General features: G+C 66.1%; 24 protein-coding genes, 1 tRNA gene and 1 pseudogene. 9 read left to right on the top strand and 17 right to left on the bottom strand.

Translation table 11 applies throughout. The features are described from left to right. Window positions 1-69 precede the first annotated feature (69 nt). From gpmI to rplU, 9 genes and pseudogenes are all read right to left on the bottom strand, one after another. Entirely contained in the window at window positions 70-1,662 is a 1,593-nt protein-coding gene (gpmI, locus tag AC1RP5_RS26420) for a 2,3-bisphosphoglycerate-independent phosphoglycerate mutase (protein ID WP_493115742.1), read from the bottom strand. Next, window positions 1,662-2,135, bottom strand: a complete 474-nt coding sequence (locus AC1RP5_RS26415) for a PM0630 family protein (RefSeq protein WP_493115740.1) — start codon at window positions 2,133-2,135, stop codon at window positions 1,662-1,664. Before AC1RP5_RS26415 ends, gpmI begins: the two co-directional genes overlap by 1 nt. 213 nt (window positions 2,136-2,348) lie before the next feature. Then, window positions 2,349-2,807, bottom strand: coding sequence for a 23S rRNA (pseudouridine(1915)-N(3))-methyltransferase RlmH (rlmH, locus tag AC1RP5_RS26410; RefSeq protein ID WP_493115738.1), 459 nt, complete (start codon window positions 2,805-2,807; stop codon window positions 2,349-2,351). Then, window positions 2,804-3,877 carry a nicotinate-nucleotide adenylyltransferase gene (locus AC1RP5_RS26405; protein WP_493115736.1) on the bottom strand — a complete coding sequence of 358 codons (1,074 nt, stop codon included), beginning with the start codon at window positions 3,875-3,877 and terminating at the stop codon, window positions 2,804-2,806. Before AC1RP5_RS26405 ends, rlmH begins: the two co-directional genes overlap by 4 nt. Then, on the bottom strand, window positions 3,874-5,157 hold the full coding sequence (locus AC1RP5_RS26400) for a glutamate-5-semialdehyde dehydrogenase (protein ID WP_493115734.1): 1,284 nt from the start codon (window positions 5,155-5,157) through the stop codon (window positions 3,874-3,876). The genes AC1RP5_RS26405 and AC1RP5_RS26400 overlap by 4 nt, the downstream gene beginning before the upstream one ends. Before the next feature lie 16 nt (window positions 5,158-5,173). Continuing rightward, a complete protein-coding gene (gene proB, locus AC1RP5_RS26395; RefSeq protein WP_493115733.1) occupies window positions 5,174-6,289 on the bottom strand; it encodes a glutamate 5-kinase in 1,116 nt (371 codons plus the stop codon). Then, window positions 6,286-7,311 carry a GTPase ObgE gene (gene obgE / locus AC1RP5_RS26390; protein WP_493115731.1) on the bottom strand — a complete coding sequence of 342 codons (1,026 nt, stop codon included), beginning with the start codon at window positions 7,309-7,311 and terminating at the stop codon, window positions 6,286-6,288. Before obgE ends, proB begins: the two co-directional genes overlap by 4 nt. 73 nt (window positions 7,312-7,384) lie before the next feature. Then, entirely contained in the window at window positions 7,385-7,657 is a 273-nt protein-coding gene (gene rpmA / locus AC1RP5_RS26385; RefSeq protein ID WP_493115730.1) for a 50S ribosomal protein L27, read from the bottom strand. A 28-nt stretch (window positions 7,658-7,685) separates the two neighbouring features. After that, window positions 7,686-7,979, bottom strand: a pseudogene (gene rplU, locus AC1RP5_RS26380) (50S ribosomal protein L21); the annotation flags it as partial. A 356-nt stretch (window positions 7,980-8,335) separates the two neighbouring features. On the opposite strand from rplU, the gene AC1RP5_RS26375 reads away from it, so the two are divergent. Then, window positions 8,336-8,425, top strand: a tRNA-Ser gene (locus AC1RP5_RS26375). Window positions 8,426-8,543: 118 nt separating this feature from the next. Here AC1RP5_RS26375 and AC1RP5_RS26370 read toward each other — a convergent pair. Next, entirely contained in the window at window positions 8,544-9,047 is a 504-nt protein-coding gene (locus AC1RP5_RS26370; protein WP_493115728.1) for a DUF2059 domain-containing protein, read from the bottom strand. A 279-nt stretch (window positions 9,048-9,326) separates the two neighbouring features. On the opposite strand from AC1RP5_RS26370, the gene AC1RP5_RS26365 reads away from it, so the two are divergent. Next, window positions 9,327-9,719 (top strand): hypothetical protein, encoded by a 393-nt coding sequence (locus AC1RP5_RS26365; RefSeq protein WP_493115727.1) that lies wholly within the window; start codon window positions 9,327-9,329, stop codon window positions 9,717-9,719. Between the two features lie 25 nt (window positions 9,720-9,744). Here the strand turns inward: AC1RP5_RS26365 and AC1RP5_RS26360 are convergent, their stop codons facing one another. Further along, entirely contained in the window at window positions 9,745-11,646 is a 1,902-nt protein-coding gene (locus AC1RP5_RS26360; protein ID WP_493115726.1) for an ABC transporter substrate-binding protein, read from the bottom strand. 311 nt (window positions 11,647-11,957) lie between these two features. Between AC1RP5_RS26360 and AC1RP5_RS26355 the strand changes: the two genes are divergently transcribed. Beyond that, window positions 11,958-13,025, top strand: a complete 1,068-nt coding sequence (locus AC1RP5_RS26355) for an acyltransferase family protein (protein ID WP_493115724.1) — start codon at window positions 11,958-11,960, stop codon at window positions 13,023-13,025. 12 nt (window positions 13,026-13,037) lie between these two features. Here the strand turns inward: AC1RP5_RS26355 and AC1RP5_RS26350 are convergent, their stop codons facing one another. From AC1RP5_RS26350 to AC1RP5_RS26340, 3 genes are read right to left on the bottom strand one after another with little or no spacing between them, the layout of a single operon-like run. Further along, window positions 13,038-13,658 carry an SGNH/GDSL hydrolase family protein gene (locus AC1RP5_RS26350; RefSeq protein ID WP_493115723.1) on the bottom strand — a complete coding sequence of 207 codons (621 nt, stop codon included), beginning with the start codon at window positions 13,656-13,658 and terminating at the stop codon, window positions 13,038-13,040. Between the two features lie 39 nt (window positions 13,659-13,697). Beyond that, window positions 13,698-14,366, bottom strand: a complete 669-nt coding sequence (locus tag AC1RP5_RS26345; protein ID WP_493115722.1) for a TVP38/TMEM64 family protein — start codon at window positions 14,364-14,366, stop codon at window positions 13,698-13,700. Then, window positions 14,366-14,761: a GtrA family protein gene (locus AC1RP5_RS26340; protein WP_493115720.1), complete on the bottom strand. Its 396-nt coding sequence runs from the start codon at window positions 14,759-14,761 to the stop codon at window positions 14,366-14,368. Before AC1RP5_RS26340 ends, AC1RP5_RS26345 begins: the two co-directional genes overlap by 1 nt. A 109-nt stretch (window positions 14,762-14,870) precedes the next feature. On the opposite strand from AC1RP5_RS26340, the gene AC1RP5_RS26335 reads away from it, so the two are divergent. Genes AC1RP5_RS26335 through AC1RP5_RS26325 form a run of 3 tightly spaced genes read left to right on the top strand, consistent with a single transcriptional unit; the run spans window position 14,871 to window position 18,222 of the window. Next, window positions 14,871-16,424: a hypothetical protein gene (locus AC1RP5_RS26335; RefSeq protein WP_493115719.1), complete on the top strand. Its 1,554-nt coding sequence runs from the start codon at window positions 14,871-14,873 to the stop codon at window positions 16,422-16,424. Between the two features lie 56 nt (window positions 16,425-16,480). Next, entirely contained in the window at window positions 16,481-17,215 is a 735-nt protein-coding gene (pncA, locus tag AC1RP5_RS26330) for a bifunctional nicotinamidase/pyrazinamidase (protein ID WP_493115717.1), read from the top strand. 11 nt (window positions 17,216-17,226) lie between these two features. Then, on the top strand, window positions 17,227-18,222 hold the full coding sequence (locus AC1RP5_RS26325) for an aldo/keto reductase (protein ID WP_493115714.1): 996 nt from the start codon (window positions 17,227-17,229) through the stop codon (window positions 18,220-18,222). 12 nt (window positions 18,223-18,234) lie between these two features. On the opposite strand, the gene AC1RP5_RS26320 is transcribed toward AC1RP5_RS26325, so the two are convergent. Then, window positions 18,235-18,861, bottom strand: coding sequence for a hypothetical protein (locus AC1RP5_RS26320; protein WP_493115712.1), 627 nt, complete (start codon window positions 18,859-18,861; stop codon window positions 18,235-18,237). Window positions 18,862-18,948: 87 nt separating this feature from the next. Here AC1RP5_RS26320 and AC1RP5_RS26315 point away from each other — a divergent pair, with 87 nt between their 5' ends. After that, entirely contained in the window at window positions 18,949-19,563 is a 615-nt protein-coding gene (locus AC1RP5_RS26315) for a glutathione S-transferase family protein (protein ID WP_493115711.1), read from the top strand. A 17-nt stretch (window positions 19,564-19,580) separates the two neighbouring features. On the opposite strand, the gene ybaL is transcribed toward AC1RP5_RS26315, so the two are convergent. After that, complete coding sequence (ybaL, locus tag AC1RP5_RS26310) at window positions 19,581-21,248, bottom strand: YbaL family putative K(+) efflux transporter (protein ID WP_493115709.1); 1,668 nt, start codon at window positions 21,246-21,248, stop codon at window positions 19,581-19,583. A 95-nt stretch (window positions 21,249-21,343) separates the two neighbouring features. Between ybaL and AC1RP5_RS26305 the strand changes: the two genes are divergently transcribed. Further along, a complete protein-coding gene (locus AC1RP5_RS26305; RefSeq protein WP_493115708.1) occupies window positions 21,344-22,321 on the top strand; it encodes a Bug family tripartite tricarboxylate transporter substrate binding protein in 978 nt (325 codons plus the stop codon). A 63-nt stretch (window positions 22,322-22,384) separates the two neighbouring features. Then, complete coding sequence (locus tag AC1RP5_RS26300; protein ID WP_493115706.1) at window positions 22,385-23,362, top strand: Bug family tripartite tricarboxylate transporter substrate binding protein; 978 nt, start codon at window positions 22,385-22,387, stop codon at window positions 23,360-23,362. 21 nt (window positions 23,363-23,383) lie between these two features. Here the strand turns inward: AC1RP5_RS26300 and AC1RP5_RS26295 are convergent, their stop codons facing one another. Further along, window positions 23,384-24,544, bottom strand: a complete 1,161-nt coding sequence (locus AC1RP5_RS26295; protein ID WP_493115704.1) for a mandelate racemase/muconate lactonizing enzyme family protein — start codon at window positions 24,542-24,544, stop codon at window positions 23,384-23,386. Window positions 24,545-24,570: the final 26 nt, after the last annotated feature.

The raw sequence follows: 24,570 nt of genomic DNA, 5'->3' as shown, positions 1-24,570 counted from the left end.
CGTGGAAGGGAGGATACAGGGGCGTCTTTGGCAGGATCAAGGCGTCGGGGTCCGGCGCCGCTTCACAAATCAGGCAGAGGCTGCGGCCGCTGCGCGCGGGGTAGTCAGGACGGAAGGCCGCGAGGACGCCGAAAGCATCGATTTGCCGGTCATTTCCGCGGGCTGCGCCACGCCCATCAGGGCGAGCAGCGTCGGGGCGACATCGGCCAGCTTGCCGTCGCCCAGCGAATGGACCGCGGCCGGGGCGTTGAACAGCAATGCCGGCACACGGTTCAACGTGTGCTGGGTGTGTTTCTGGTGCGAATGCTCGTCGTACATTTGCTCGGCATTGCCATGGTCGGCGGTGACGAACATCACGCCGCCCGCCGACTGGATCGCCTGCATCAGCCGGCCGAGGCAACCATCCACGGCTTCGACCGCCTTGATGGCAGCGCCGAGGTCGCCGGTGTGACCGACCATGTCGGTGTTGGCATAGTTGACCACGATCAGGTCAAACTTGCCCGAGCCGATCGCCTCGACGAGCTTGTCGGTGACTTCGCCGCTGCTCATCTCCGGCTTCAGGTCGTAGGTCTTCACCTTCGGTGACGGCACGAGGATACGCTCCTCGCCGTCGAACACGCGCTCCTCGCCGCCGTTGAAGAAGAACGTGACGTGCGCGTACTTCTCGGTCTCGGCGATGCGCAGCTGCTTCAGGCCGGCCTTTGACACGGTCTCGCCCAGGCCCATCTTGATGACCTCGGGCGGGAACAGCGTCTTCAGGAACGGATTGAGCGCCGCGGAATAGTCGACCATGCCGACCTTCGCCGCGAAGTCGACCACGCGCGAACGGTTGAAGCCGTCGAAGTGCGGATCGAGCAGCGCCGTCAGGATCTGGCGCGCACGGTCGGAGCGGTAGTTGAACATCAGGAGGCCGTCGCCATCCTTCATGCCGGTGTAGCCGTCGATCACCGTCGGCAGCACGAACTCGTCGTCGAGCTTCGCGGCATAGGCCTTGTCGACTGCTTCCTTCGGCGACGTCGCGCGCTCGCCCTTGGCATCGACCATGGCGTCATAGGCCAGGGTCACGCGCTCCCAGCGCTTGTCGCGGTCCATCGGATAGAAGCGGCCGGCCACGGTGGCGAAGCGGATCGGCAGGCCGGGCTTCAGGCCCGCCTCGATATGGGCGAGGCATTCCAGCGCGCTGCGCGGCGGCATGTCCCGCCCGTCGAGGAAGGCGTGGATCCAGACCGGAACGCCATGGCCGGCAAACAGGTTGGCGAGGAAGATCAGATGGTCCTGATGCGCATGCACGCCGCCCGGCGAGGCGAGGCCCATCAGATGCAGCGCGGCGCCGCTCTTCTTCAGCGTGGCGATGGTCTCGCCGAGGATCGGGTTCTTGGCCAGCGAGCCGTCTTCGATCGCATTGTCGATGCGCGGCAGGTCAGGCACCGCGACGCGGCCGGCGCCGAGGTTCATGTGGCCGACCTCGGAATTGCCCATCTGGCCCTTGGGCAGGCCGACGAAAGTTTCCGAAGCGTCTATGAGACCCTGCGGGCAGGTCGCGATCAGCCGGTCGTAGTTCGGTGTGCTTGCGTCGAGGATCGCGTTGTTCGACGGATCGGTTCGATGGCCCCAGCCGTCGAGGATGCAGAGCAGGACGGGGCGCGGAGCGTTGGCAGTCATCACGACGCCTTCTTCGGCTGCGGCTGGGCGCGTTCGACGGCGTTGAACTTGTTGGGGCAGCTCAGCTCGCGCGGGTCGGTGTTGGGATTCTGGTCCGGCACCTCGATGGCGCAGAACACGAACTCGCCGCGCGGTTCGCCGTCGATGCTGACATCGTAGGTGTAGGTGCCCGCCGGATCGCCCGGGATGATGCACCACGAGCGCTGCAGCACGCCGTCCTGCACCGTCTCGAGCATGCGGGTCGTGGCCTTGGTCTTGTCGGCGCTGACTTCGGTCTCGGGCCCGGCGATGACCTGCTCGGCCGGCTGCGAGGTCGTGAGCACCTCCTTCAGAGACACGACGCGATTGGGGCCGCCGAGATACATGCGCCAGCCGAAGCAGGCGCGATGGAACAGCAGCGGAATGGCGTTGGTCTCGTAGTGGCGCTGCTTGCCGTCCTCGCCCGTGATCGACACGTAGGGGATGCTGCGCACGGACTTCGTACCCGGCTTCTCGGCCGAGTTGGCCGGGGGGCTTGTCGGAGGCCTGGTGGGGCTCGTCGACTGGGCCAGAACGACCGTCGAGGCGGCAGCCACGAGGAGGGCGGACGACGTGGCCAGGAGCCACCGGGAAAAGGCGTGCATGGCGCCAATGTAGCCCCGGTTTTTCGTCAGAACAGAGGCAAAATCGCCTTTTCAGGCGAGATGTCAGGCGCGGTGATAGGGATGGCCGGCCAGGAGCTGCTGGGCGCGGTAGATCTGCTCGGCCAGCATCCCGCGGGCGAGCTGGTGGGGCCAGGTCATGGCGCCAAATGACAGGATCAGGTGGGCTTTTTTGAGCAGGGCCTCGGTGTGCCCGTCGGCGCCGCCGATCAGGAACGCCACATCCGACACGGAACTGTCACGCCAGGTCCCCAGGCGGGCCGCGAAGGCCTCGCTGTCGAGCACCTTGCCACGGCGATCGAGCATCACCAGCGTCGCCCCGGCCGGCGCGGCTTCCAGCAGCAATTCGCCTTCACGCTGCATGAGCTGGGGCGCGGGAAGCTTCCGCTTCTCCTCGAGTTCCCGCAGCGCGAGCGGCCAGCGGATCCGGCCGGCATAGTGGTCGTACAGATCGCGCTCCGGCCCGCGCGAGGCGCGGCCGATGGCGGCGATCGTGATCCTCAAGAGGCGCGCTTGCGCCGTGCCGCGGGCTTCGCGGCCGCTTTCTTGACCGTGGCCTTCTTGACCGGCTTCGCGGCAACTTCGTCCTCCAGCGCCCACATCTTCTCGAGCGCGTAGAAGGCGCGCGGCTCGGGGCGGAAGAGATGGACGACGACGTCGCCGGCATCGACCAGCACCCAGTCACCGGTCTGCTTGCCCTCGACGGGGACGTAGCCGCGTCCCGCCTGCTTCAGCTTGTCGGCGAGGTTCTCGGCGATGGCCACGACCTGGCGGGTCGAGCGGCCGGATCCGATCACCATGTAATCGGCGAAGGCGGACTTGCCCTTGAGGTCGATGACGACGACGTCCTCGGCCTTGCTGTCGTCCAGCGATTCGCGCACCAGCTTCAGGAGCGCGTCGGAGGCTTTGCTTCGATCGGGAAGCGTGCGGGTCTGGTCGGAGATGGTCTTTCCTTTCGCTCTGGTCCGTCGCGGGCGCACGGCGCGGATGGCCGTGGCCGAATGGCTGTCCAGCCTGCTCGGGATAAAACACCAGGCCGGCGGCTCGCAAGTGGGGAGCCGGCGGGCCTCGGTGGCCTGCAGGCGGAAACGCTCGAAGGTTCGCGGCGCGGTGGAGGCCAGGGCGGCATAGCCCCAGCCCGGGCGCGCGAAGGCGGCGATGGCGATGGTGCCGAACAGGTCGCGCCAGCCTGCCCAGTCGACGAGCTGGGGCAGGATGTCGGCGCCCATCAGCCAGACGAACTTGGCGTGAGGGTAGACCCGCTTCAGCGCCCGCACCGTGTCGAGCGTGTAGCGCGTGCCCAGCACCAGCTCGGGCGCATCGACGCGGATCTTCGGATGGCGGGCGATCTGGCGGGCGCGGGCGACGCGCGTGGGCAGCGGCTCCATGCCGTCGCCGCTCTTCAGCGGATTCTGCGGTGAGACCAGCCACCAGACCTCGTCGAGGCCGAGGCGCTTCATCGCCTCCAGGCTGATATGCCGGTGGCCGGCATGGGCGGGGTTGAACGAGCCGCCGAGCAAGCCGATGCGCCGCGTCGTGGCGCGCGACACGCCCGGCATCGGATGCGAAGTCACGGCCTGAGCGTACCCTTGCCGCGCACGATGTTCTTGTAGGTCGTGAGCTCGACCAGCCCGACCGGTCCGCGCGCATGCATGCGGTTGGTCGAGATACCGATCTCGGCGCCCAGACCGAACTCGCCACCGTCGGCGAACTGCGTGCTGGCATTGTGCATTACGATGGCGCTGTCGACTTCGCCCAGGAAGCGCTGCGCTGTCGCGTCGTTGTCGGTGACGATCGATTCGGTGTGCTGGCTGCCGTAGCGCGCGATGTGCTCGATCGCGCCGGCGACGCCGTCGACCGTGGCGACCGAGATGATCGGCTCGAGATATTCGGTGCGCCAGTCCTTCTCGGTGGCGGCTACGGCCTGCGGATCGCGCTTCTGCACTTCCGCATCGCCGCGCACTTCGCAGCCCAGCTCGTGCAGCTTCGCCAGCACGGGCGCGAGATGCGTGTCGAGCGCGGCGCGATCGATCAGCAAGGTCTCGGCGGCGCCGCAGACGCTGACCCGGCGCATCTTGGCATTGGCCACGAGGTCGCGCGCCATCGCGACGTCGGCATCGCGGTCGACATAGACGTGGCAGATGCCGTCATAGTGGCGCAGCACCGGCACGCGGCTTTCCTGCGTCACACGGTCGATCAGCGAACGCCCGCCGCGCGGCACGATCAGGTCGAGCCAGTCCATGGCGCGCAGCATCTCGCCCACGGCGGCGCGATCGGTGGTCGGCACGAGGGCGACGCAATCCTCGGGCAGGCCGGCGCCGGCCAGCGCACGACGCAGCAGCTCGACGATGGTGCGCGAGGAATGGAAACTGTCGGAGCCGCCGCGCAGCACCACGACGTTGCCCGACTTGATGCAGAGCGCGCCGGCATCGGCGGTGACGTTGGGGCGGGCTTCGTAGATCACGCCGATGATGCCGATCGGCACGCGGACGCGGCTCAGCGCAAGGCCGTTGGGCCGCTGCCACTCTTCGATGACCGCGCCCACGGGATCGGGGAGCGCTGCAATCTCGTCGAGGCCCTTGGCCATCGCCTCGATGCGCGCATCGTTCAGCAGCAGCCGGTCCTGCAGCGCGGTGGTCATGCCGGCGGCCTTGGCCGCCTCGATGTCGCGCGCATTGGCGGTGAGGATCGCTGCCTTCTCGGCGCGGATCAGGCGGGCGGCGTCGAGCAGCGCCTTGTTCTTGGCGTCGGTCGGGGCGTTGCGCAGGGAAGCGGCGGCGGCCTTCGCGCGGCGGCCGAGTTCGGCCACGATGGCAACGGCATCTTCCGTCGCGGGCTTGGTCTGGACGTTCATGGGACGCTCCGGCTCTTCACTCGACCACGAGGTCGTCGCGATGGACGATCTCGTCGCGGCCGCGGAAACCCAGCAGCCGCTCGATCTCCACGCTCTTGCGGCCGGCGATGCGGCGGGCATCTTCGGACGCATAGGCGACCAGGCCGCGCGCCAGCACGCGGCCGCCACGATCCTTCACGTTCACCACGTCGCCGCGGCGGAACTCGCCATCGACCGAGGTGACGCCGGCCGGCAACAGGCTCTTGCCCGTCGAGAGCGCGCGCACCGCGCCGTCGTCGACGATCAGCGTGCCGTTGGTCTTGAGCGAGCCCTTGATCCACTTCTTGCGCGCCGACAAAGGCGAGGCTTCGGGCAGGAACCAGCTGCAGCGCGCGGTGCCGTCGATCAGCGCGCCCAGCGCGCCGACGCCGCGTCCGTCGGCAATGGCCATGCGGCAGCCCGCGGCCATCGCGATCCGGCCAGCCATCAGCTTGGTCACCATGCCGCCGTTGGACATCTCCGACGCAGCGACGCCCGCCATCGCCTCGATCTCGGGCGTGATCTCACGGATCTCGGGAATGAACGTCGCCGAAGCGTCGCTGCGCGGATCGCCGGTGTAGAGACCGTCGATGTCGGACAGCAGCACCAGCGTGTCGGCCGAGATCATTTCGGCGACGCGCGCGCCCAGGCGATCATTGTCGCCGAAGCGGATTTCGTCGGTGGCGACGGTGTCGTTCTCGTTGATCACCGGGATGGCGCCGAGGCCCAGCAGGGTCGCCATGGTCTGGCGGGCATTGAGGTAGCGGCGGCGCTCCTCGGAATCATGCAGGGTCAGCAGGATCTGCGCGACGGTGATGCCGTGCCGCGCCAGCGCTTCCTGATAGGCCTGCGCGAGCTGGATCTGGCCGGTCGCCGCGGCGGCCTGGCTTTCCTCGAGACGCAGCGGGCCGGCGGCGAGCTTGAGGTGCGTGCGGCCAAGGCGAATGGCGCCGGACGACACCAGCACGACCTCGCAGCCGCCCTTGTGCAGGCGCGCGACGTCGTTGGTCAGCGCTTCGAGCCAATCCCGCCGGACCTCGCCCCTGGTCTCGTCGACCAGGATCGACGAGCCGATCTTGACGACCAGCCGTCGGGCGCCGGCGAGAGGGGTCATGCCGCTTCCTTGGAGGGCGAGCGCTGCTTGTCGACGAGCTTCATCAGCTCGTGGAGCAGGGGAGGCACGCCCTGGCGCGAGACGGCCGAGATGACATGCACGGTCTTGCGGCTCGCCTTGGCGAGCTGGGTGCGCTTGGCCTCGATGTCTTCCGGTGTCATGGCGTCGGTCTTGTTGAGCGCCACGATTTCCTTCTTGCGCGCGAGATTGCCGCCATAGGCCTTGAGCTCGCCGCGCACGGTGCGATAGGCGCCGACCACGTCGTCCTGCGTGCCGTCGACCAGATGCAGCAGCGCGCGGCAGCGCTCGACATGGCCGAGGAACCGCGTGCCGAGGCCGGCGCCTTCATGGGCGCCCTCGATGAGGCCCGGAATGTCGGCCATCACGAACTCGCGCGCATCGGAGCCGTCGCCCACCTTCACCACGCCGAGGCCGGGATGAAGCGTCGTGAACGGATAGTCGGCGATCTTGGGCCGCGCGTTGGTATTGGTGGACAGGAACGTCGACTTGCCGGCGTTGGGCAGGCCGACCAGGCCAATGTCGGCGATCAGCTTCAGGCGCAGCCACAGCGCCATCTCCACGCCCGGCCAGCCCGCATCGGCGCGGCGCGGTGCGCGGTTGGTCGAGGTCTTGTAGTGCAGGTTGCCGTAGCCGCCGTCGCCGCCCTTGGCGATGACGATGCGCTGGCCGATCTCGGTCATGTCGACCAGCAGCGTCTCGTTGTCCTCGGCGAAGATCTGCGTGCCGCGCGGCAGGCGCAGCACGATGTCCTTGCCCTTGCCGCCGGTGCGCTGGCTGCCCATGCCGTGATGGCCGGTCTCGGCCTTGAAGTGCTGGGCGTAGCGATAGTCGATCAGCGTGTTGAGGCCGTCGACGCATTCGACGATCACGTCGCCGCCGCGCCCGCCGTCGCCACCGTCCGGTCCGCCGAACTCGATGAACTTCTCACGGCGAAAGCCCGCGCATCCCGCGCCACCGTTGCCGGAGCGGATGTAGATCTTGGCTTGGTCGAGGAATTTCATGAGATGGGGTCCAGAAAAGAAAAAGGGGGAACGGCGACCCGCTCCCCCTTCTCAATCCGATGGGATGGAACGGCTATTCAGCGGCCAGTGCCGGCGCCGGGACAACGTTCACTTCGACCTTGCCGCCCGAGCGGGTGCGGAAGGACACGACGCCGTCGGCCATGGCGAACAGCGTGTGGTCGCGGCCGACGCCGACATTCTCACCCGGGTTCATCTTGGTGCCGCGCTGGCGGACCAGGATGTTGCCCGACACGACCTTCTGGCCGCCAAAGCGCTTCACGCCCAGGCGCTTGCCGTCGGAATCGCGGCCGTTACGCGAGGAGCCGCCTGCTTTCTTATGTGCCATCGTACTACTCCGGTCGCTCTGCTCAGGCGACGATCTGTTCGATCTTGACCACCGTCAGGTCCTGACGATGACCGTTCTTGCGCCGCGAGTTCTGGCGACGGCGCTTCTTGAAGATGATGACGTGCTCGCCGCGGGCCTGCTTGACGATCGAGCCCACGACCTTGGCGCCGGCCACGGTCGGCGCGCCGACCTTGTCGCCGACCATCAGCACGTCGGTGAATTCGATCTTGGCGCCGGCCTCACCGTCGATCTTCTCGACCGTGAGCTGGTCGTCGGCGGCGACCGTGTATTGCTTTCCACCCGTGCGGATAACGGCGATCATGATGACACCTGGCTTGAAGTTCCCCGGCCCAAAAACGCCGGAAAACACGAAAGAACGCGGCGGACCGCAGGGCCCGCCGAAGAAGCGCGGAATATACGCACGCCGGCTCTTGAGTCAACGACGGAGACGGACCGGCCGCGGCGCCGCCGATTGGGCGCTCTGGAGGTAGAAAAGTCAATTATTTCAAGGTGTTGTGCCTGGGGCAGCTCGCGACCGGTGCGAAGGGCCATCGCTCGCGCCTCCAGCCTGTGTGCCGCTAATAGCTTGATTCGACGACTTTATTGCGCATTCGCGCCGTCCTCGGCGGGAAGCTGTTGCTCCCCCAATTGCGCACGCCTATAAACCCGCCCGCGCCCGGAGGGGTGCTAGAGTGGTCGATTAGGACAGTCTCGAAAACTGTTGTGCGTGCAAGCGTACCGTGGGTTCGAATCCCACCCCCTCCGCCAGTAGCCTGAAAATCCGAGAAAATCAGGTTTTCGCGTGCTCCGGCCGACGATGAGCGGTTCTGGATCGCCGGCCGGCGTTGAGCCGTGTCGATAAGGGAGAAATTCCTCCCTCGTTTCCTCAGGTCTTGTTCAGCTTCAGCTTGCGCTTCTCGATCTCGGGCTGGAGCTTGACCATCACTTCCATCGCCATCTTCTGGGCGAAGGTTTGGGCCACGGTCATCGTCTCGGAGACGATCTGCGGCATCTCCTTCACCATCTTGCGTCCCGCCGGCGAGTCATAGAAGGCGCCGATCTGGGTCAGCTCCTCGGTCGTGAAATGCTTCGCATAGATCGTGGCGATGGCATCGATCATGAGCGGCAGCTGCTTGGCGAATTCGGTCTGCATGAGACCGACCACCTCGTTGATCTCTGCCGTCTTGCCGGGATTGGCCTGCTCGAGAGTGGCCTTCTGCGCGTTCATGATGGCGGTCGCCATCTGCTGGCCGATCGCGGCGGAGCCGGATTTTTCGAGAACGATCTTGGCCTGGGCAAGGGCCGCCGGATCGGCAGGCTTCGGCGCTTGGGCCATTGCGGGCGCTGTGAAGGCAAAGGCGAGGGCAAACAACAGAATGGGAAGACGCATGTTTTCCTTCAATCAGTACGAAAGCACCATTGAGACAGCCTGAGGCCGCCTCCACCCGCGACATGCGGGTAGGCGTAAGTGCAAATGCCGCCGGCGCGTTACGGTTCCCAACAAGATTTGATGACGGTCGGGTGCCCAACGGAATTGATGCGCGATGCCTTCAAAACGGCGCGATTTTAGCCTTGAGTGAGGGTAGAGTTTTCGGTGCCGGCCCAGCGATGGGTGCCCCTGCCGCGACCGGCAAGAGATTGCTGCATCCTTCTGATGAGGGGAATGACGATGCTGAAGAAAGTAGCCGTGGTCGCCTTGGCCGCCCTGCTTCCCGTGTTGCCGGCCTCGGCCGAGCCGGCCGTTTGGACCTGGACGGGATATGGGTTGAACGTGCCGGGAAGCGGCAAGTGCCCGACCTATAAGATGGTCATCGACGTCACCGTCAACGGCACGGATGTAGTTGGCTGGTTCCAGCAGGAAGGCCGCCCCGAGCGCGGCTTTAAGGCGACGTTGGGCGCCGATCAGAAGTTCAAGACGACGACCATTGTTGGCGGCGGCAACAAGATGGACGTCGTGGGCTCGGTCAAGCCGGGCGCCGCGACGATCATGCTCGACGGCTATTGCCTGTTCGAGGGCCCGCTGACGCCGAAGCAGGGGAAGGCGCGGACCCCCACCGGGTGATCCGGCCTTATCCGGTTCTCCAGACCTACTTGGTCATCCAGAACGTGTCGGGCTCGTAGAGCCCGATATAGCCGCCCGGATCCCAGGCCCAGTAGCCTTTCGCCGGCACGTTGCGCACCTTCTTGCCGACCGTTATCGGCTGGCTCACCTCGTTGACGGTGCCGATCGAGTACACCTGCTCGGCATTCACCGCGAGGATGTCCTCCCAGGCCTTGCGGCGTTCGGCGTTGTCGGCCGAACGTTCCCACACCTGCAGCAGGTCGAGCAGCTTCTTGCCGTCCTCGGTGTCACAGGGCTCGCCCTGCTTGCCTTTGGATTCGACGTAGAGACCCCATTTCGGCCACTGCAATCCGCCCTGCATCACCGGCGTGAATTCGCGCGGGCTGGTGTCGACGGTCGGCGCGGCGGTGGTGACGCCGGCATAGGCGGTCATGATCGCCTCGCCCGACGTGGTGCGCAGGCGGAAATTGTCGGTGGTCTGGGGCTTCAGCAGCGCCTTGATGCCGATCTTCTTCCACTGGTCGAGGACCAGGGTCATCGTGTCGACTTCGTCGGCCTTCTCGCTGGAATGCTCGATCACGAACATCGCCGGCTGGCCGTTGGGCAGCAGGCGGATGCCGTCGCTGCCTTTCTTGTTGAGCCCGATCTCGTCGAGCAGCTTGTTGGCAGCCTTCAGGTCGAGGGTCGCCCATTTGCTGGCGTATTCCGGCTTGAACAGCGGCGAGCGCGGCATGATGGTGTTGGCCGAGGGCTTGGCCAGGCCGTGATAGACGACCTCGTTCAGCTCCGTGCGGTCGATCGCCATCGACAGCGCGCGGCGGAAGCGGACGTCGCGGTTCAGCTTCTTCCAGGTCTCGTCGTTGGCGTTCATGTTGGGATAGAAGGCGACCTCGGAGCCCGAGCCCTTCTCCCACAGCAGCGCCTTGATGCCCGACGTCTTCCCCGCGTCATGCAGGAAGGTGTAGTCGCGCAGGCCGAGATAGCGCGGCTGCAGATCCGACTCGCCGAGGCCCGCCTTGGCAGGAATCAGATTGGACGCGACCACGGTCATGATCACGTCGTTGATGTAGGGAAGCTGCTGGCCCTTGCTGTCGATGCGGTGGAAGTAGGGATTGCGCACGAAGACGAAGCGTTGCGCCGGCGGGACCGTCGTGAGGACCCACGGGTTGAGCGACGGCAGGTCGACGTTGCTGTTGCCGTACATCGCGTCCTGGCGCTTGAAGACGTTGGACCAGCGACTGCCTTTGTACTGCTTGAGGATTTCCTCCTCGGGCGTGTACTTGCCGTGGAGCTTCTTCAGGTAGTGGGCGGGGCGGAACAGGAAGAGGGGGGCAGCGCGCGCCTGGCTCTCGATGAAATCGGGGTTGGGCTTGGCCCAGCTGTAACGGATTGTCACCTCGTCGATGATCTCGACCTTCGGAGGCTGGCCCTCGACCAGGAGTTCGACGGAGGGACCGTTCGGCGACAGTTCCTTGTCGTTTGCGACGTCCTCCCAGAAGAAGCGGAAGTCCTCGGTCGTGAAGGGATGGCCATCCGACCATTTGTGACCGGCGCGCAGCTTCAGGGTGAACTCGCGACCCTCCTTGACCTCGTAGCTCTCGAGGATGTCGGGATGCAGCGTGAACTTGTCGTCGTAGATCATCAGCCGCGTGTAGCTGTAGATCGTCATCAGGCGGGTATCGCGCGTGGCCGTGACCAGCATGTTGAGCTGGCCGCCGTGCTGGCCGAGGCCATCGGCGCCCGCGAACTTCTCGATGACGCGGGGATTCTTGGGAAGGCGCTTGTCGATCGGCGGCAGGGCGCCGGATTTCACCTTGTCCAGCAGACCCGGCGTTTCCTGCAGGGGAGGCAGCGGATCGGCGGCAAAAGCCGGCACCCGCGCCACAAGACCCATCAACAGCGCCTGCGTCAGAACACGTCTCTTCATCGCTAGCCTCACTGTTTGCCGGCCGACCCGCTGCGGATCGTAATGCTCACACCGCCAGTATGATCCTTAAACTAAGGCAGAAATCGTTGAATTTATGAAGAATCCTGCGGAAAGCCCGGAATTTCGAGGGGCGCGCGCCCGGTCCCGGTGCCGCTGCTTGTCTCCCCGCTGGCGACGATGCACCATGACCGCCGGGTGACGGGGAAAATCACATACAGGGAGCCGTGCGGTGTCACGGCGGTGACGGAGGCGGGCGCCGGCGCCGGCCGGGCTCGTTCGATGCGCGCTTTCCTGCCGATTAGACCCTAGGGATGGGCGTTCTCCGCATCCTGCTCGCCCTGTCGGTACTGGCGGACCATACCTCGGGCATCCTGGGCAATCGCCTCGTCACCGCGGGAGTGGCCGTTCACCTGTTCTTCGTGGTGTCGGGCTTCTACATGGCGTTGATCCTGACGAACAAATACCAGGATCGCGGGACGTTCTACGTGAACAGGTTCCTGCGGCTCTGGCCGACCTATCTGGCGGTCCTGATCGCCAGCTACGCCTGGTTCTATTTCTGCTGGTACTACACAGGCAAGCAGCCGCCGCCGCTCTGGATCGGTGCCGCCTACGATGCGATGTCGTGGTGGCAGGCGCTCGCCCTGCGGGTGGCGAACTTCACCATGCTGGGATTGGATATTCCGTATTACTTCGCCTACCAGCCCGGCACCGGCTTCATGCCGTTCCCTCCCGGTGCCCTGCCGGCGGATACCTATCGGGCGAACGCGTTCGTGGAAATCGGCCAGGCATGGTCGATCTCGATGGAAATCTGGTTCTATTTCCTCGCGCCCTTCCTGGTCCGGCGAAGCGTCGCTTTCCTCTCGTGCCTGATCCTCGCCAGCGCCGCCCTGAACCTGTCGTCGGATGCGCTGGGATTGCCGACCTACTTCTTCTTCCCCTCGCAGCTCTACCTGTTCGTCATCGGAATCCTGACCTACCGGTTCTATGCTAGCCAGCGGGCGGCGATCGAGGCGCGTCCTCCTCTCGGCTCCATCCTGATCTATGCCATCGTCGTCGCGGTATTGGCCTATCGCTGGCTTCCCGCTGCGGTGGCGCCGTATCTCCTGTTCGCCCTCTGCGTTCCCGCGATCCCCTGGCTCTTCGCGCGGTTCCGCAACACTCGCTGGGACACCGAGCTCGGCAACCTCTCCTACGCGCTCTATCTCTGCCACGCGTTGGTGAACCTGATATTGGTGACCGCATTCCACATCCATAGCGGCGCGCTGGTGGCGGTCCTGTCGATCATCGTGTCGCTGGCGCTCTATCTGCTGATCGAGAAGCGGGTCGACAGGATCCGCCAGGCACTGGCGTCGAGGTCGATGGCAGCGTCGTCTCCTTAAGCGGGCGTTCCGTCAGCCGGGTTTGCAGTTCGGGGCCAGCGCGCTGACGATGGCCGGCACGGTGATGGCGAGATGCGCGGCCCGCGTCGGGTGCAGCCCGTCGGGAATGTCGCGCTCGGTGGCCTTGGCCCAGGCGTCGGACGTATCGATCACCGCTGCCACGCCTTCGAGGGCCAGCTCCCGATACATCCCGTAGAACTCGGCGAGTTTCGATCGCGACAGCCCCTGGGGCCCGCGAACGGGATTGGTGATCATCAGGTAGATCTGCGCCGACGGCTTTGCCGCGCGGATCGCCTCGACGATCGACTTGGTCTGCGCGCGGCTGCGGGCGAGGTCGGCGCCGATGTCCGGATGCTCCACCGCGTCGTTGATCGCGAATTCGACGATGGCGATGTCCGGCGCGGCGGCGACGACGCGGCCCACGTTACCGATGCCCCAGGTCGATCCCTTGCCGCTGGCGCCTTCGTTTAGGACGACGAGGTTGCGCGACAGGCAGCGCCGCAGTTCCTTCTGCAGCTCGCGCTGCCAGCCGCCGGCTTCAGTAAGACTCGTCCCGAAGGTCACGACCCGCGTTGGCGCGCCTTGTCCAACCGCGGCGGTCGTCGCTGCGAAGAGCAGCAGGAGGGCGGCCATCCCCCGGCGAACTCCTGCTGTCAGCGGGGCGGAAGGCATTTACTTCCGCCAGCGCGACACGAGGATCTGCGCGCCAAAGGCCACGGCGCCGTAGGCCGCAACGCAGAGGGCCAGCAGCACGATGCCTTCGAGGGAAGGGGCCTGCAGGAAGGCCATGATGCGGTTGCCCATCACGGACACGATGATGAGACCCGGCATCATGCCGATCAGCGTTCCGACGATGAAATCCGGGAACCGGATCCCGCTCGCGCCGAGGGCCAGATTGGTGAGCGTTCCTGGAGCGGCCGGCACGATCCGGAAGCCGACGACGACGAGCACGCCGCGTTCTTTCGCCACCCGGAGAACGGGCTGTATTTTGGGGCCGAAGTTGCGGGCGACCGCATCCTTGCCGAGCCAGGCGCCGATGAAATAGGGGATCCAGCCGCTGAAGAAGACGCCGACGGCGGAGTAGGCGAAGCCGGTCCAGCCGCCGAACACGGTCGCCGTGGCGAGAATGACCCCGTGGATCGGGAAGACGACCATCCCTGCAATCAGGAACGCGCCCACGACGACGGCGGGCGCCCACGGGTGGCCGCGTGTCGTTGCCAGCCACTCTCCGATCTTTTCGGGCGTCACGATGCCCAGCGATCCGACCGCCCACCAGGCAACCGCGACGGCCAGAACGACGACCAGAAGCGCAACGGCTGCGAGGAGGAAGCGGAGCCGCATTACGTTGGGGAGCCGAAGACGAAGCGCTTGTCGAGCCGGTACTTCACCCAGTACCCGATCGCCAGGCCGATCACGCCGCCGACATACCGCATGCTCGTCGTATGGAAGGTGTACCAGAAGGCCAGTTCGACGGCCCAGAAGATCGCCGTCGTCGCGACACCCATGACGGCATAGAGCAGGAAGGTGATGAAATCGTGCGCGGTCGACGCCGGCCGGTAGGCGAAGATCAGCCGCTTGTCCCACACGTATTTCACGAGCAGGCCGACACCCGTGCCCGCGACCATTGAATAGTAGAGGCCGGTGTCACCGAGCAGGCGCCAGACCAGCTCCTGGCTTGCAACGTTCGCCATCGTTGCAACCAGCGCACCCGCCAAATATATGACAACCAGATTCATTGATCGCGGCAATATATACTGTTCACGCGACCGGAGGAGGGAATTGCGTGGGGCCGCCTCCGCAGGATCCACCTCCCGGCCTCGGATAATGTGGCAGGCGACATACGGCATGAAAAAGATTTTCCCTGTCCTTCTCCTTGCCCTGATCGGCGCGTGCCTGGTGTTCAAGGCCGCTGACAGCTTCCACCGGCTGATGTCATCCGACTTCGTCGCCGTCGCCTTCGCCGAGGGCGGCGACGATGCCTACTATTATCTGACGATCGCCCGGAACACCGCCCGCGGACTGGGCATCACCATCGACGGGGTGGAGTGGACGTCCGGCATCCAGCCTCTCTGGGGTCTCGTCTGTGCCGTGGCCTACCTGGCGGGCTCTGACCGCGCGGCCTTTGGGCTGCTTTATCTGACGAGCTATCTGCTCTGGATCGCGGGCGCGATCATGCTCATCCTGTTCGTCCGGCGTGCGACGCGATTGCCGTTCCCCGTGCTGGCAATTCCCCTGATCGTGGGCCTGTTCTTCTGGGACCGGCAGCTCAACGACCTCTATGTGAATGGCATGGAAAGCGGCCTCTACCTCACCGCCCTGCTGTTGTTCCTGCTGGTCGGTCAGCGCAGCGCCGAAACCAGGGTCGAGGCCTTAAGCTTCAAGCGTGCCGTCGTATTCGGCCTGTCGGCCGGTCTGCTCATGCTGGCGCGCAACGACGGCATCTTCGTCTGCGCGTTCCTCATGCTCGGGCTGCTGATCGTGGACCGCTCGCTGGCGCGCCTCTACGAGCTCATCGTCGCGGGCGTGATCGCCTGCGCGCTGGTGCTGCCCTGGATCGCCTACTGTTACTGGGTGGCCGGGCTGTTCGTGCCGCAAAGCGGCGTCGCGACCTCGGTGGCGCTGCGGCCGTTCAGCCATCCGCTCGACACGATCCGCGCCTTCATCGTCTCCTTCGTCCCGATCCTGTTCATCCGCATGAGGATGTATCTGACCGCGTCGCCGGTCGCCGGCGGATTGATCGCCGGGATCCTGGCGGTCGGACTTGCGGTTGCCGTGTTCCGGCCGCGGTTCCAACTGGCCGACAAGCCGACGCGTCTCGTCCTGTTGGCCCTTGCTGCCTCGAACCTGGTGCTGATGGCCTACTATCCGCTGGTCAGCTCGGCGGTGCAGTTCTACGAGCGCTACTTCGGGCCGGTGAAGCTGCTGATCGTCATCATGCTCTCGCTTGTGATCGTCGGCGCCGCGCGGCGGTTCGAAGCGTCCAAGGTGTTCGCGGGCGTTGCGTCGCTCGCGCTCGTGGCCGCGATTTTCTCCAACGCCTACTGGATCGCCGAGCAATGGAATGCGCCGTACAGGGGCTACTTCGGTTCGTCGGCCTATGCGCTCGCCCGGTCGCCCTTCATGTCGGACAAGTCGCGCATCGGCATGATGGAGTCCGGCCGTTTCGGCTTCATGCTGCCGGATCGGGTCGTGAACCTCGACGGCAAGATGCGCGTGCCCGCCCTGCGCGCCCTGCAGCAGGGCAAGCTCGACGAGGAAATCCAGCGCGGCAACTTCGACTACATCCTGCTGAACATCTTCGACGAGGCTTTCTTCGACGAGCGCGCGCCGGCGTGGCGCCAGCGCTACGCCAACGTCGGCAAGCTCGGCACGCTCGCGGTGTTCAAGCGCAAGCAGTGACTCCCGTCGTCCGGCGGCGTTAGACTGGGGCACAATCCAACGTCGGAGTGTGTGCCATGACATCGAACACAACTCGTCTGTCGCGTCGGTTTTTCATTCAGTCGACGGTCGCGCTCGGCGCCGCAGCCGGTGTCGTGACACGGACTGCCCTCGCGGCCGATCCGGTCAAGCCTGGCGCCAACAGCGCGCTGATCGTGATCGACGTTCAGAACTGCTTCATCGATGGTGGCACGCTGCCGGTGAAGGGCGGCGCCGAGGTCGTGCCGATCATCAACAAGCTCGCGGGATCGTTCCAGAATGTCGTCGTGACGCAGGACTGGCACACACCGGGACATGCCTCGTTCGCGAGCGCACACGCCGCCAAGAAGCCGTTCGAGACGATCGGCCTGTCCTATGGCACGCAGGTCCTGTGGCCGGATCACTGCGTGCAGGGCTCCGACGACGCGGCCCTGCACAAGGACCTCAAGCTGCCGACCGCGCAGCTCATCATCCGCAAGGGCTTCAACAAGGATGTCGACAGCTACTCCGCCTTCGAGGAGGCCGATCGCAAGACCGCGACCGGCCTCGCGGCCTATCTCAAGGCGCGCAACATCGACACCGTTTTCCTGGCGGGCCTGGCCACCGACTTCTGCGTCGCCTGGACGGCGCTGGATGCGCGCAAGCTCGGCTTCACGACCTACGTGATCGACGATGCCACGCGCGCCATCGACCTCAACGGTTCGCTGGCGGCGGCGTGGAAGCAGATGACGGACGCCGGCGTGAAGCGCATCAAGTCGAGCGACATTTCCTAGAGAGGATGCACATGACTTCGAACAGGGTTCGATCGCTCGGCAAGAGCGGCATCGACATCTTCCCGATTGGCCTCGGCTGCATGTCGCTGTCCGGCGCCTATGGAAGCAGCGACGATGCAGCGGCGATCCGTCTGATCCATCATGCGATCGATCGCGGCGTCACCTTGCTCGACAGTTCCGACATGTATGGCTGGGGCCACAATGAGACCCTGCTCGGCGAGGCGTTGGCCGGCGGCAAACGCGACAAGATCGTGCTGGCGACCAAGTTCGGCCAGATCCAGCGACCGGGCGGGCTGAACGGCGTGGACGGCAGCCCGGCCTATGTGAAAGCGGCCTGCGACGCGAGCCTGAAGCGGCTGGGAGTCGAGGTGATCGATCTCTATTACCAGCACCGGGTCGATCCCTCGGTGCCGATCGAGGATACGGTCGGCGCCATGGGCGAGCTGGTGAAGGCTGGTAAAGTGCGCGCACTTGGCCTCAGTGAAGCCAGCCCCGAGACGATCCGTCGGGCCGCCAAGGTGCACGCCATCGCCGCCGTGCAGAGCGAATACTCGCTGCTTTACCGCGCCGATGCCGAGGAGACGCTGGAGACGACGCGGGCGCTGGGCATTTCGTTCGTGGCCTATTCGCCGCTCGGCCGCAGCCTGCTGACCGGTGCGGTGCGCCAGGCCTCGGACATTCCCGCCGGCGACAATCGCGGCCGCCATCCGCGCTTCGCGCCCGACAATCTCGCCCGCAACCTCGAACTCGTCTCGGAGATCGAGGCGGTGGCTGCCGCGAAGAAGTGCACGCCGGGGCAGGTGGCGCTGGCCTGGCTGCTGGCGCGGGGGCCCGACATCGTGCCGATCCCCGGCACCAAGCAGGCCGCACGGGTCGACGAGAATGTCGGTGCGGTTGGCGTCGGCCTCTCAGCGGAAGAGATGGCGCGGTTGTCGGCTGCCTTGCCGCCAGGCGGTCCCGCCGGCACGCGCTATCCGGAGGCGCAGATGAAGGCCGTGCACGTCTGACGGCGGCGGCCGTTACTGCGGCCAGCCGAGTTCGATCGCGATGACGGTCGGCTTGGTCTGCCGCACGGCGCTGTCGGTCGACAGGAACTCGACATCGCCGTTCACCTTGTCGAGCGCGTCGGCCGGAGCGTCCTTGGCCGGGTCGAAACGTAGCGCGAGGTTGCAGCCGCCGACCGGCTTGTCGAGGCGGCCGCCGTCCCAGCCATTGCTGTAGCCGCCGAGGTCCCAGCCGAATCCGGTCAGGGCGAAGGGCTTGCCGTTCATCGTCTCGATCTCCGCCAAGGTGGCGCCGTTGGCGAGCGGCTTGTCGAGGCCGGCGATGGCGACCGGCCAAGTCGAGCCGTTGCGGATGATGACGACGTTGGGGCGCGCGTAGTTGTCGTGCCAGAGGATGTCGATGCGCTTCTCAGGCTCCTTCGGGAAGATGGCTGTGCCGGGTTCGGTGTTGCCTTCGCCGACGGGAATGTCCGCGCGTTCGACATTGGCCGCGCCAAAGATGCGCGCGAGGGTGCGTTCGTCGGCGTTACGGGCGAACGGCCCGGTGCAGTCGAGGACCGACGGTGCCTGCGCGAATGCAGGCAACGCAAGCACTGCAGGCGTGATGCAAAGGAGACAGGCGACGCGCAAGGAAAGGGACATCTCGCTCTCGAACCGCTCTGGCGGCAGGGACCATCCGACCGTCATAGTAAGCCGCCGCCACCGAACGACTCTCCAGGGAGCCGCAGCATGACCGACGAAATCGTCTTCTACCACAACCCGCGCTCGCGGGCGCAGATGGCTCACTGGATGCTGGAAGAGGTCGGCGCGCCCTACCGGATCGTGCCGATCGATTTCGAGAAGGGCGAGCACAAGACGCCGTCCTTCCTGGCCCTCAATCCCATGGGCAAGCTGCCGACCATCGTGGATCGCGGCACCGTCGTCACCGAGACGGCGGCGATCATCGCCTATCTGGCCGACGCCTTCCCGAAGGCAGGTCTCGCGCCACCGGCCGGCGATCCGTCGCGCGGCACCTATTACCGCTGGCTGTTCTTCGGCGCCGGCTGCTTCGAGCCGGCTCTGCTGGACACGATGCTGAAGCGGCCGCCGCCGGAGCGGAAGATGGCGGTCGGCTGGGGCAGCTACGAGGACGTGCTGACCACGCTGAAGGCCGCGCTCGCCAAGGGCCCGTATCTGCTGGGCGATCCGTTCAGCGCCGCCGACGTCTATGTCGGCTCGGAACTGCGCTGGGCGATGATGTTCGGCGCGCCCGGTCTCAAGGGCGAAAAGGTGTTCGACGACTACGTCGCGCGTCTATCGGCCCGGCCGGCCCTGCAGCGTGTCACGGCGACCGCTGCGGGCTGACCTGGGGCGAGGGCAGGTCACACCGGCGCGGCCGACAGGTCGCCGCGCCCGCGCTCCAGCATGCGATGGGCAATCTCGGTCTCGCCCAGCACGATGAGATTGGCGCCCAGCTTTTCGAAATGCTCCACCGTCGCGGCCGAATGTGCGCGCGCCAGGATATCGAGCTTGGGATTGGCGGCACGGGCCTGCTGGATGATCTGGCCGGCCTCGAAGGCTTCGGGAATGGTGACGTAGAGGCGGCGCGCGCCGGCGAGATTGATCGCGGCGATGAGTGCGGGTTCGGCGGCATTGCCCGAGAAGACTTCCGCGCCGTCTTTGCGGGCACGCTCGACGCCACCGTCGCTGGCTTCGACGACGACCAGACTGCTGCCATCGGTGCGCAGTCCGGCGCCGACCAGGGCGCCCACGCGGCCGTAACCGATCACGATGTCATGGCCGGTCTGTGTCGTCGGCACGAGGTCGCTGGCCGGCTCGGCGGGCTTGTCCGCCGGCTTGGCCTCCTTGTCGCTGCCCAGGCGTTCGAGCAGCGTGAAGACGAAGGGGTTCACCATGATCGACACGATGGCGCCCGCCAGGATCAGGTCGCGCGACTCCTTCGGCGCCATGTTCAGGCCGATGCCGATCCCGATCAGGATGAACGAGAACTCGCCGATCTGCGCAAGGCTCGCCGAGACGGTGAAGGCGGTCGACCGGCTGTGGCCGAAGGCGCGCACGATCAGGTAGGCGGCGGCCGACTTGCCGACGATGATGATGGCGATGGTGGCGAGCACCGCCAGCGGCGAATCCACGAACACGCTCGGGTTCAGCAGCATGCCGACCGAGACGAAGAACAGCACCGCGAAGGCGTCGCGCAGCGGGATGGCTTCTTCCGCCGCGCGCTGGCTGAGGTCGCTCTCGCCCAGCACCATGCCGGCGAAGAAGGCGCCGAGCGCGAAGGAGACGTCGAAGAAATAATGCGCGCCATAGGCGACGCCGAGTGCCACGGCATAGACGGCCAGCCGGAACAGCTCGCGCGATCCGGTGTGCGCGGTGTGATGCATCAGCCACGGAATGACCCGCCGTCCGACGATCAGCATGATCGCCACGAAGATCGAGACCTTGGCCAGCACGATCAGCAGCGAGAACAGGATGCGCGTGGCGGGCACGCCATTGCCCGCCGTCGCCAGCGCCAGCGCCGGCAACAGGACGAGGGCCAGGACCATGACGAGGTCCTCGACCACCAGCCAGCCAACGGCGATGCGGCCGCGCTGGGTCTCGAGGATGTGACGGTCCTGCAGGGCGCGGATGAGGACGACGGTACTGGCGACCGAGAGGGCCAGGCCAAACACGAAGCCGGACAGCGGCGGCCAGCCCAACGCCCAGGAGAGACCCGCGCCCATCAGGGTCGCGACGGTGATCTGGCCGATCGCGCCGGGGATGGCGATCTTGGCGACCGAGAGCAGGTCCTTCAGCGAGAAGTGCAGGCCCACGCCGAACATCAGCAGGATGACGCCGATCTCGGCGAGTTCGGTGGCGAGGGCAGGGTCGGCCGTGAAGCCCGGCGTGTAGGGGCCGACCATGACACCGGCCAGGAGATATCCGACCAGGGGCTGAATACGCAGCCTCTGGGCAATCAATCCGAAGATGAAAGCGAGCATCAGACCCGCAGCAATGGTGGCGATGAGCGGGGTGTGCTGCTCTGGCATCCGGTGTTTCTCTCAGCGAGTGATGGGGCCCACTCCGATGTGGCGTTCACGGGCGGAAATTGCAATCTGTCTGAAGGGGATTGGGAGGATTCGATATGACGATATCGCGACGTACTTTGCTCGGGACCGGCCTCGCGCTCACGGCGACGGCAGCGACGGGCGCGCCCGCCTGGGCGCAGAATTTCCCGAATAAGCCGATCCGCTGGATCGCTCCCTTCGCGGCCGGCGGCAATTACGACGTCACGTCGCGCCTGGTCGGCGAGGGCATGTCGCGCAACCTCGGCCAGCAGGTGATCGTCGACAACCGGCCCGGCGCCGGCGGCCTGGTGGGTGCCGAGGCTGCGGCCAATGCGCCCGCCGACGGCTACACCGTCGTGATGGGCAGCTTCAGCGTGCTGTTCGTCTCGCCCTATCTGGCGGGCAAGCCCTCGCTGGTTCCGCAGTTCGCGCCGATCAGCATCCTCTCCACCGTGCCGATGGTCCTGGTGGGCAAACCCGATGGCCGCTTCGCCGACATGAAGGCGGTCCTGGCCGAGGCCAAGGCCAAGCCCGGCACGGTCAGCATCGGCCATGCCGGCAACGGCACGACCAACCACATCGCCATCCTGCGCCTCGAGGTGAACGAGGGCGTGAAGTTCAACATCATCCCGTACAAGGGCTCGGCGCCCGGCCTGAACGACCTGATGGCCGGCCAGATCGACCTCTACATGGACCAGCTCACGACCTCGCTGCCTCACATCAAGTCGGGCAAGCTGAAGGGCATGCTGGCGATGAGCCCCGAGCGCGTCGCGCAGGTGCCCGACATGCCCTCGCTCACCGACATCGGCAGCAAGCCGTTCGACGGCGGCACCACGGCCGGCCTGTTCGCGCGTGTCGACACGCCCAAGCCGATCCTGACGACGCTGAACACCAGCGTCGTCACGGCGCTGAAGGACCCCGGCATCGCCGCAAAGTTCGCCGAGCTCGGCGCCGTCGTGCGGCCCTCCACGATGGAGGAGTTCGCCGCTTACATGAAGGAACAGGAAGTGGGCGTCAGCGCCCTCGTGAAGTCCGGATTGCTGAAGCCGGAGTGAGCGCAGACTCCCGGGGGCGGTTGGGATAAATTCGGTCCCAACCAGAAAACCAAGGGAGGGCTCATGAAACTCGACAGACGTGGCCTGCTGGGCGGCGGCATTGCCGGCCTCGCGATGGCCGGCCTGGGGCGCCCCGCGGCGGCGCAGGCTTTTCCTACCAAGCAGATCCGCTGGGTCATCCCCTTCGCGCCGGGCGGCAACTACGACGTCACCGCCCGCATCGTGTCCGATCCGATGGGGCGGCATCTCGGCCAGGGCATCCTGATCGACAACAAGCCGGGCGCCGGCGGCGTCGTGGGCCTGGAAGCCGCGCTCAACACGCCGGCCGACGGCTATACCATCTCGATGGCGAGCTTCACGGTGGCCTACGTGGCGCCGATCTTCGCGGGCAAGCAGCCGCTGCTGCCGGTGATGGCGCCGGTCAGCATCCTCACGACCGTGCCGACGCTCGTGGTCACCCGCGCCGACAGCCGCTTCAAGGACATGAAGAGCGTGATGGCCGAGGCCAAGGCAAAGCCCGGCGCCATCTCGGTCGGCCATTCCGGCAACGGCACGACCAACCATGTCGGCATCCTGCGTCTTCAGCTCAACGAGGACATCAAGCTCAACATCATTCCCTATCGCGGCGCCGGCCCTGGCATCGCCGATCTGCTGGCCGGCAATCTCGACCTGTTCGTCGACCAGCTCACCAGCTCGATGCCGCATATCCAGTCCGGCAAGCTGCGCCCGCTCGCGACCTTCAGCCTGCAGAGCGTGCCCGACCTGCCCAACGTGCCGACCCTGGGCGACCTCGGCCTGAAACCGTTCGACGGCAACACCACGGCCGGCGTGTTCACCAATCCCGACACGCCCAAGCCGATCATCGCCCGCCTGAACGAAGGCGTGGTGGCGGGCCTCAAGGACGAGGCGGCGAACAAGAAGCTGCGCGAGCTGGGCGCCATCGTGCGCCCCTCGACGCCGGAGGAATTCACCGCGGCGCTGAAGGCCGACGAGGCCAACGTGTCGGAGCTGTTGAAGCTCGGGTTGCTGAAGCCGGAATAGAGGCCGAACTTCGCTCGGCCTCTACGCAATCTCCTTCATCACCGACCACAGGTCGGCCTTGTGTTCGAAGCCGATGCCCGGCGTGTCGGGCATCGTCACGCGGCCGTCGACCACGGCGCAGTCGTCGGCGAAGCCGCCGAACGGTGCGAAGACCTGCGGGTAGGATTCGTTGCCGCCGCACTGCAGGCCGACGGCAATGTTCAGCGCGAACTGGTGGCCGCCGTGCGGCACGCAGCGCCGCGGCGACCAGCCGTGCGCCTTCAGCATCTCGATCGTGCGCAGATACTCGACCAGTCCGTAGGAGAGGGCGGGGTCGTATTGCAGGATGTCGCGGTCGGGCCGCAGGCCGCCATGGCGGATCAGGTTCCGCGCGTCCTGCATCGAGAACAGGTTCTCGCCGGTGGCGAGCGGCGGCGCGTATTCGGTGGCGAGCGCGGCATGCGCCAGATAGTCGAGCGGGTCGAGCGGCTCCTCGTACCAGCGCAGGCCGAAATCCTTGATCGCGCGGCCGAACTCGATGGCGGTGGTGAGGTCGAACTTGCCGTTCACGTCGACGGCCAGGCGCTCGCCGGCGCCGACGATCTTCAGCACCGCCTCGATACGCTTCAGGTCCTCGGCCAGCGGCACGCCGCCCACTTTCATCTTCACGCAAGCGTAGCCGAGGCCGAGATAGTGCTTCATCTCGTCCTGCAGCGCCTCGAGGCCCTTGCCCGGGTAGTAGTAGCCGCCGGCGGCATAGACCCACGCCTTCTCGTCGGCCTGGCCGCCATTGTAGCGGTCCGCCAGCAGCTTCCAGAGCGGCACCCTCTTGGCCTTGGCGACCGCATCCCAGATCGCCATGTCGAGCACACCGACGGCGACCGAGCGCTCGCCGTGGCCGCCGGGCTTCTCGTTGGCCATCATCACCGACCAGCATTTCGCCGGATCGATCAGCCCTTCGGCGTCGAGCAGCGAATCGGGCTTGGCCTGGCTGAGGCGCGGGATGAAGCGTTCGCCCAGCAGGCCGTGCTGCGCGTAGCGGCCGTTGGAATTGAAGCCGTAGCCGATCACCGGCTTGCCATCGACCTGCACGTCGGTGACCACGGCCACGACGGAGGCGGTCATCTGGCTGAAGTCGATGTAGGCGTTGGCGATGTTGGAGCGGATGGGCGAGACGATGTCGCGGATGGCGACGATGCGCATGGGGTCGTCCGTATCTGGAAAGGCCG

Source organism: Reyranella sp. GW821-FHT12G01 (assembly GCF_058806575.1).
Note: the sequence above shows the minus strand (reverse complement) of the source record. Positions and strands in the feature narration are given on the sequence as shown.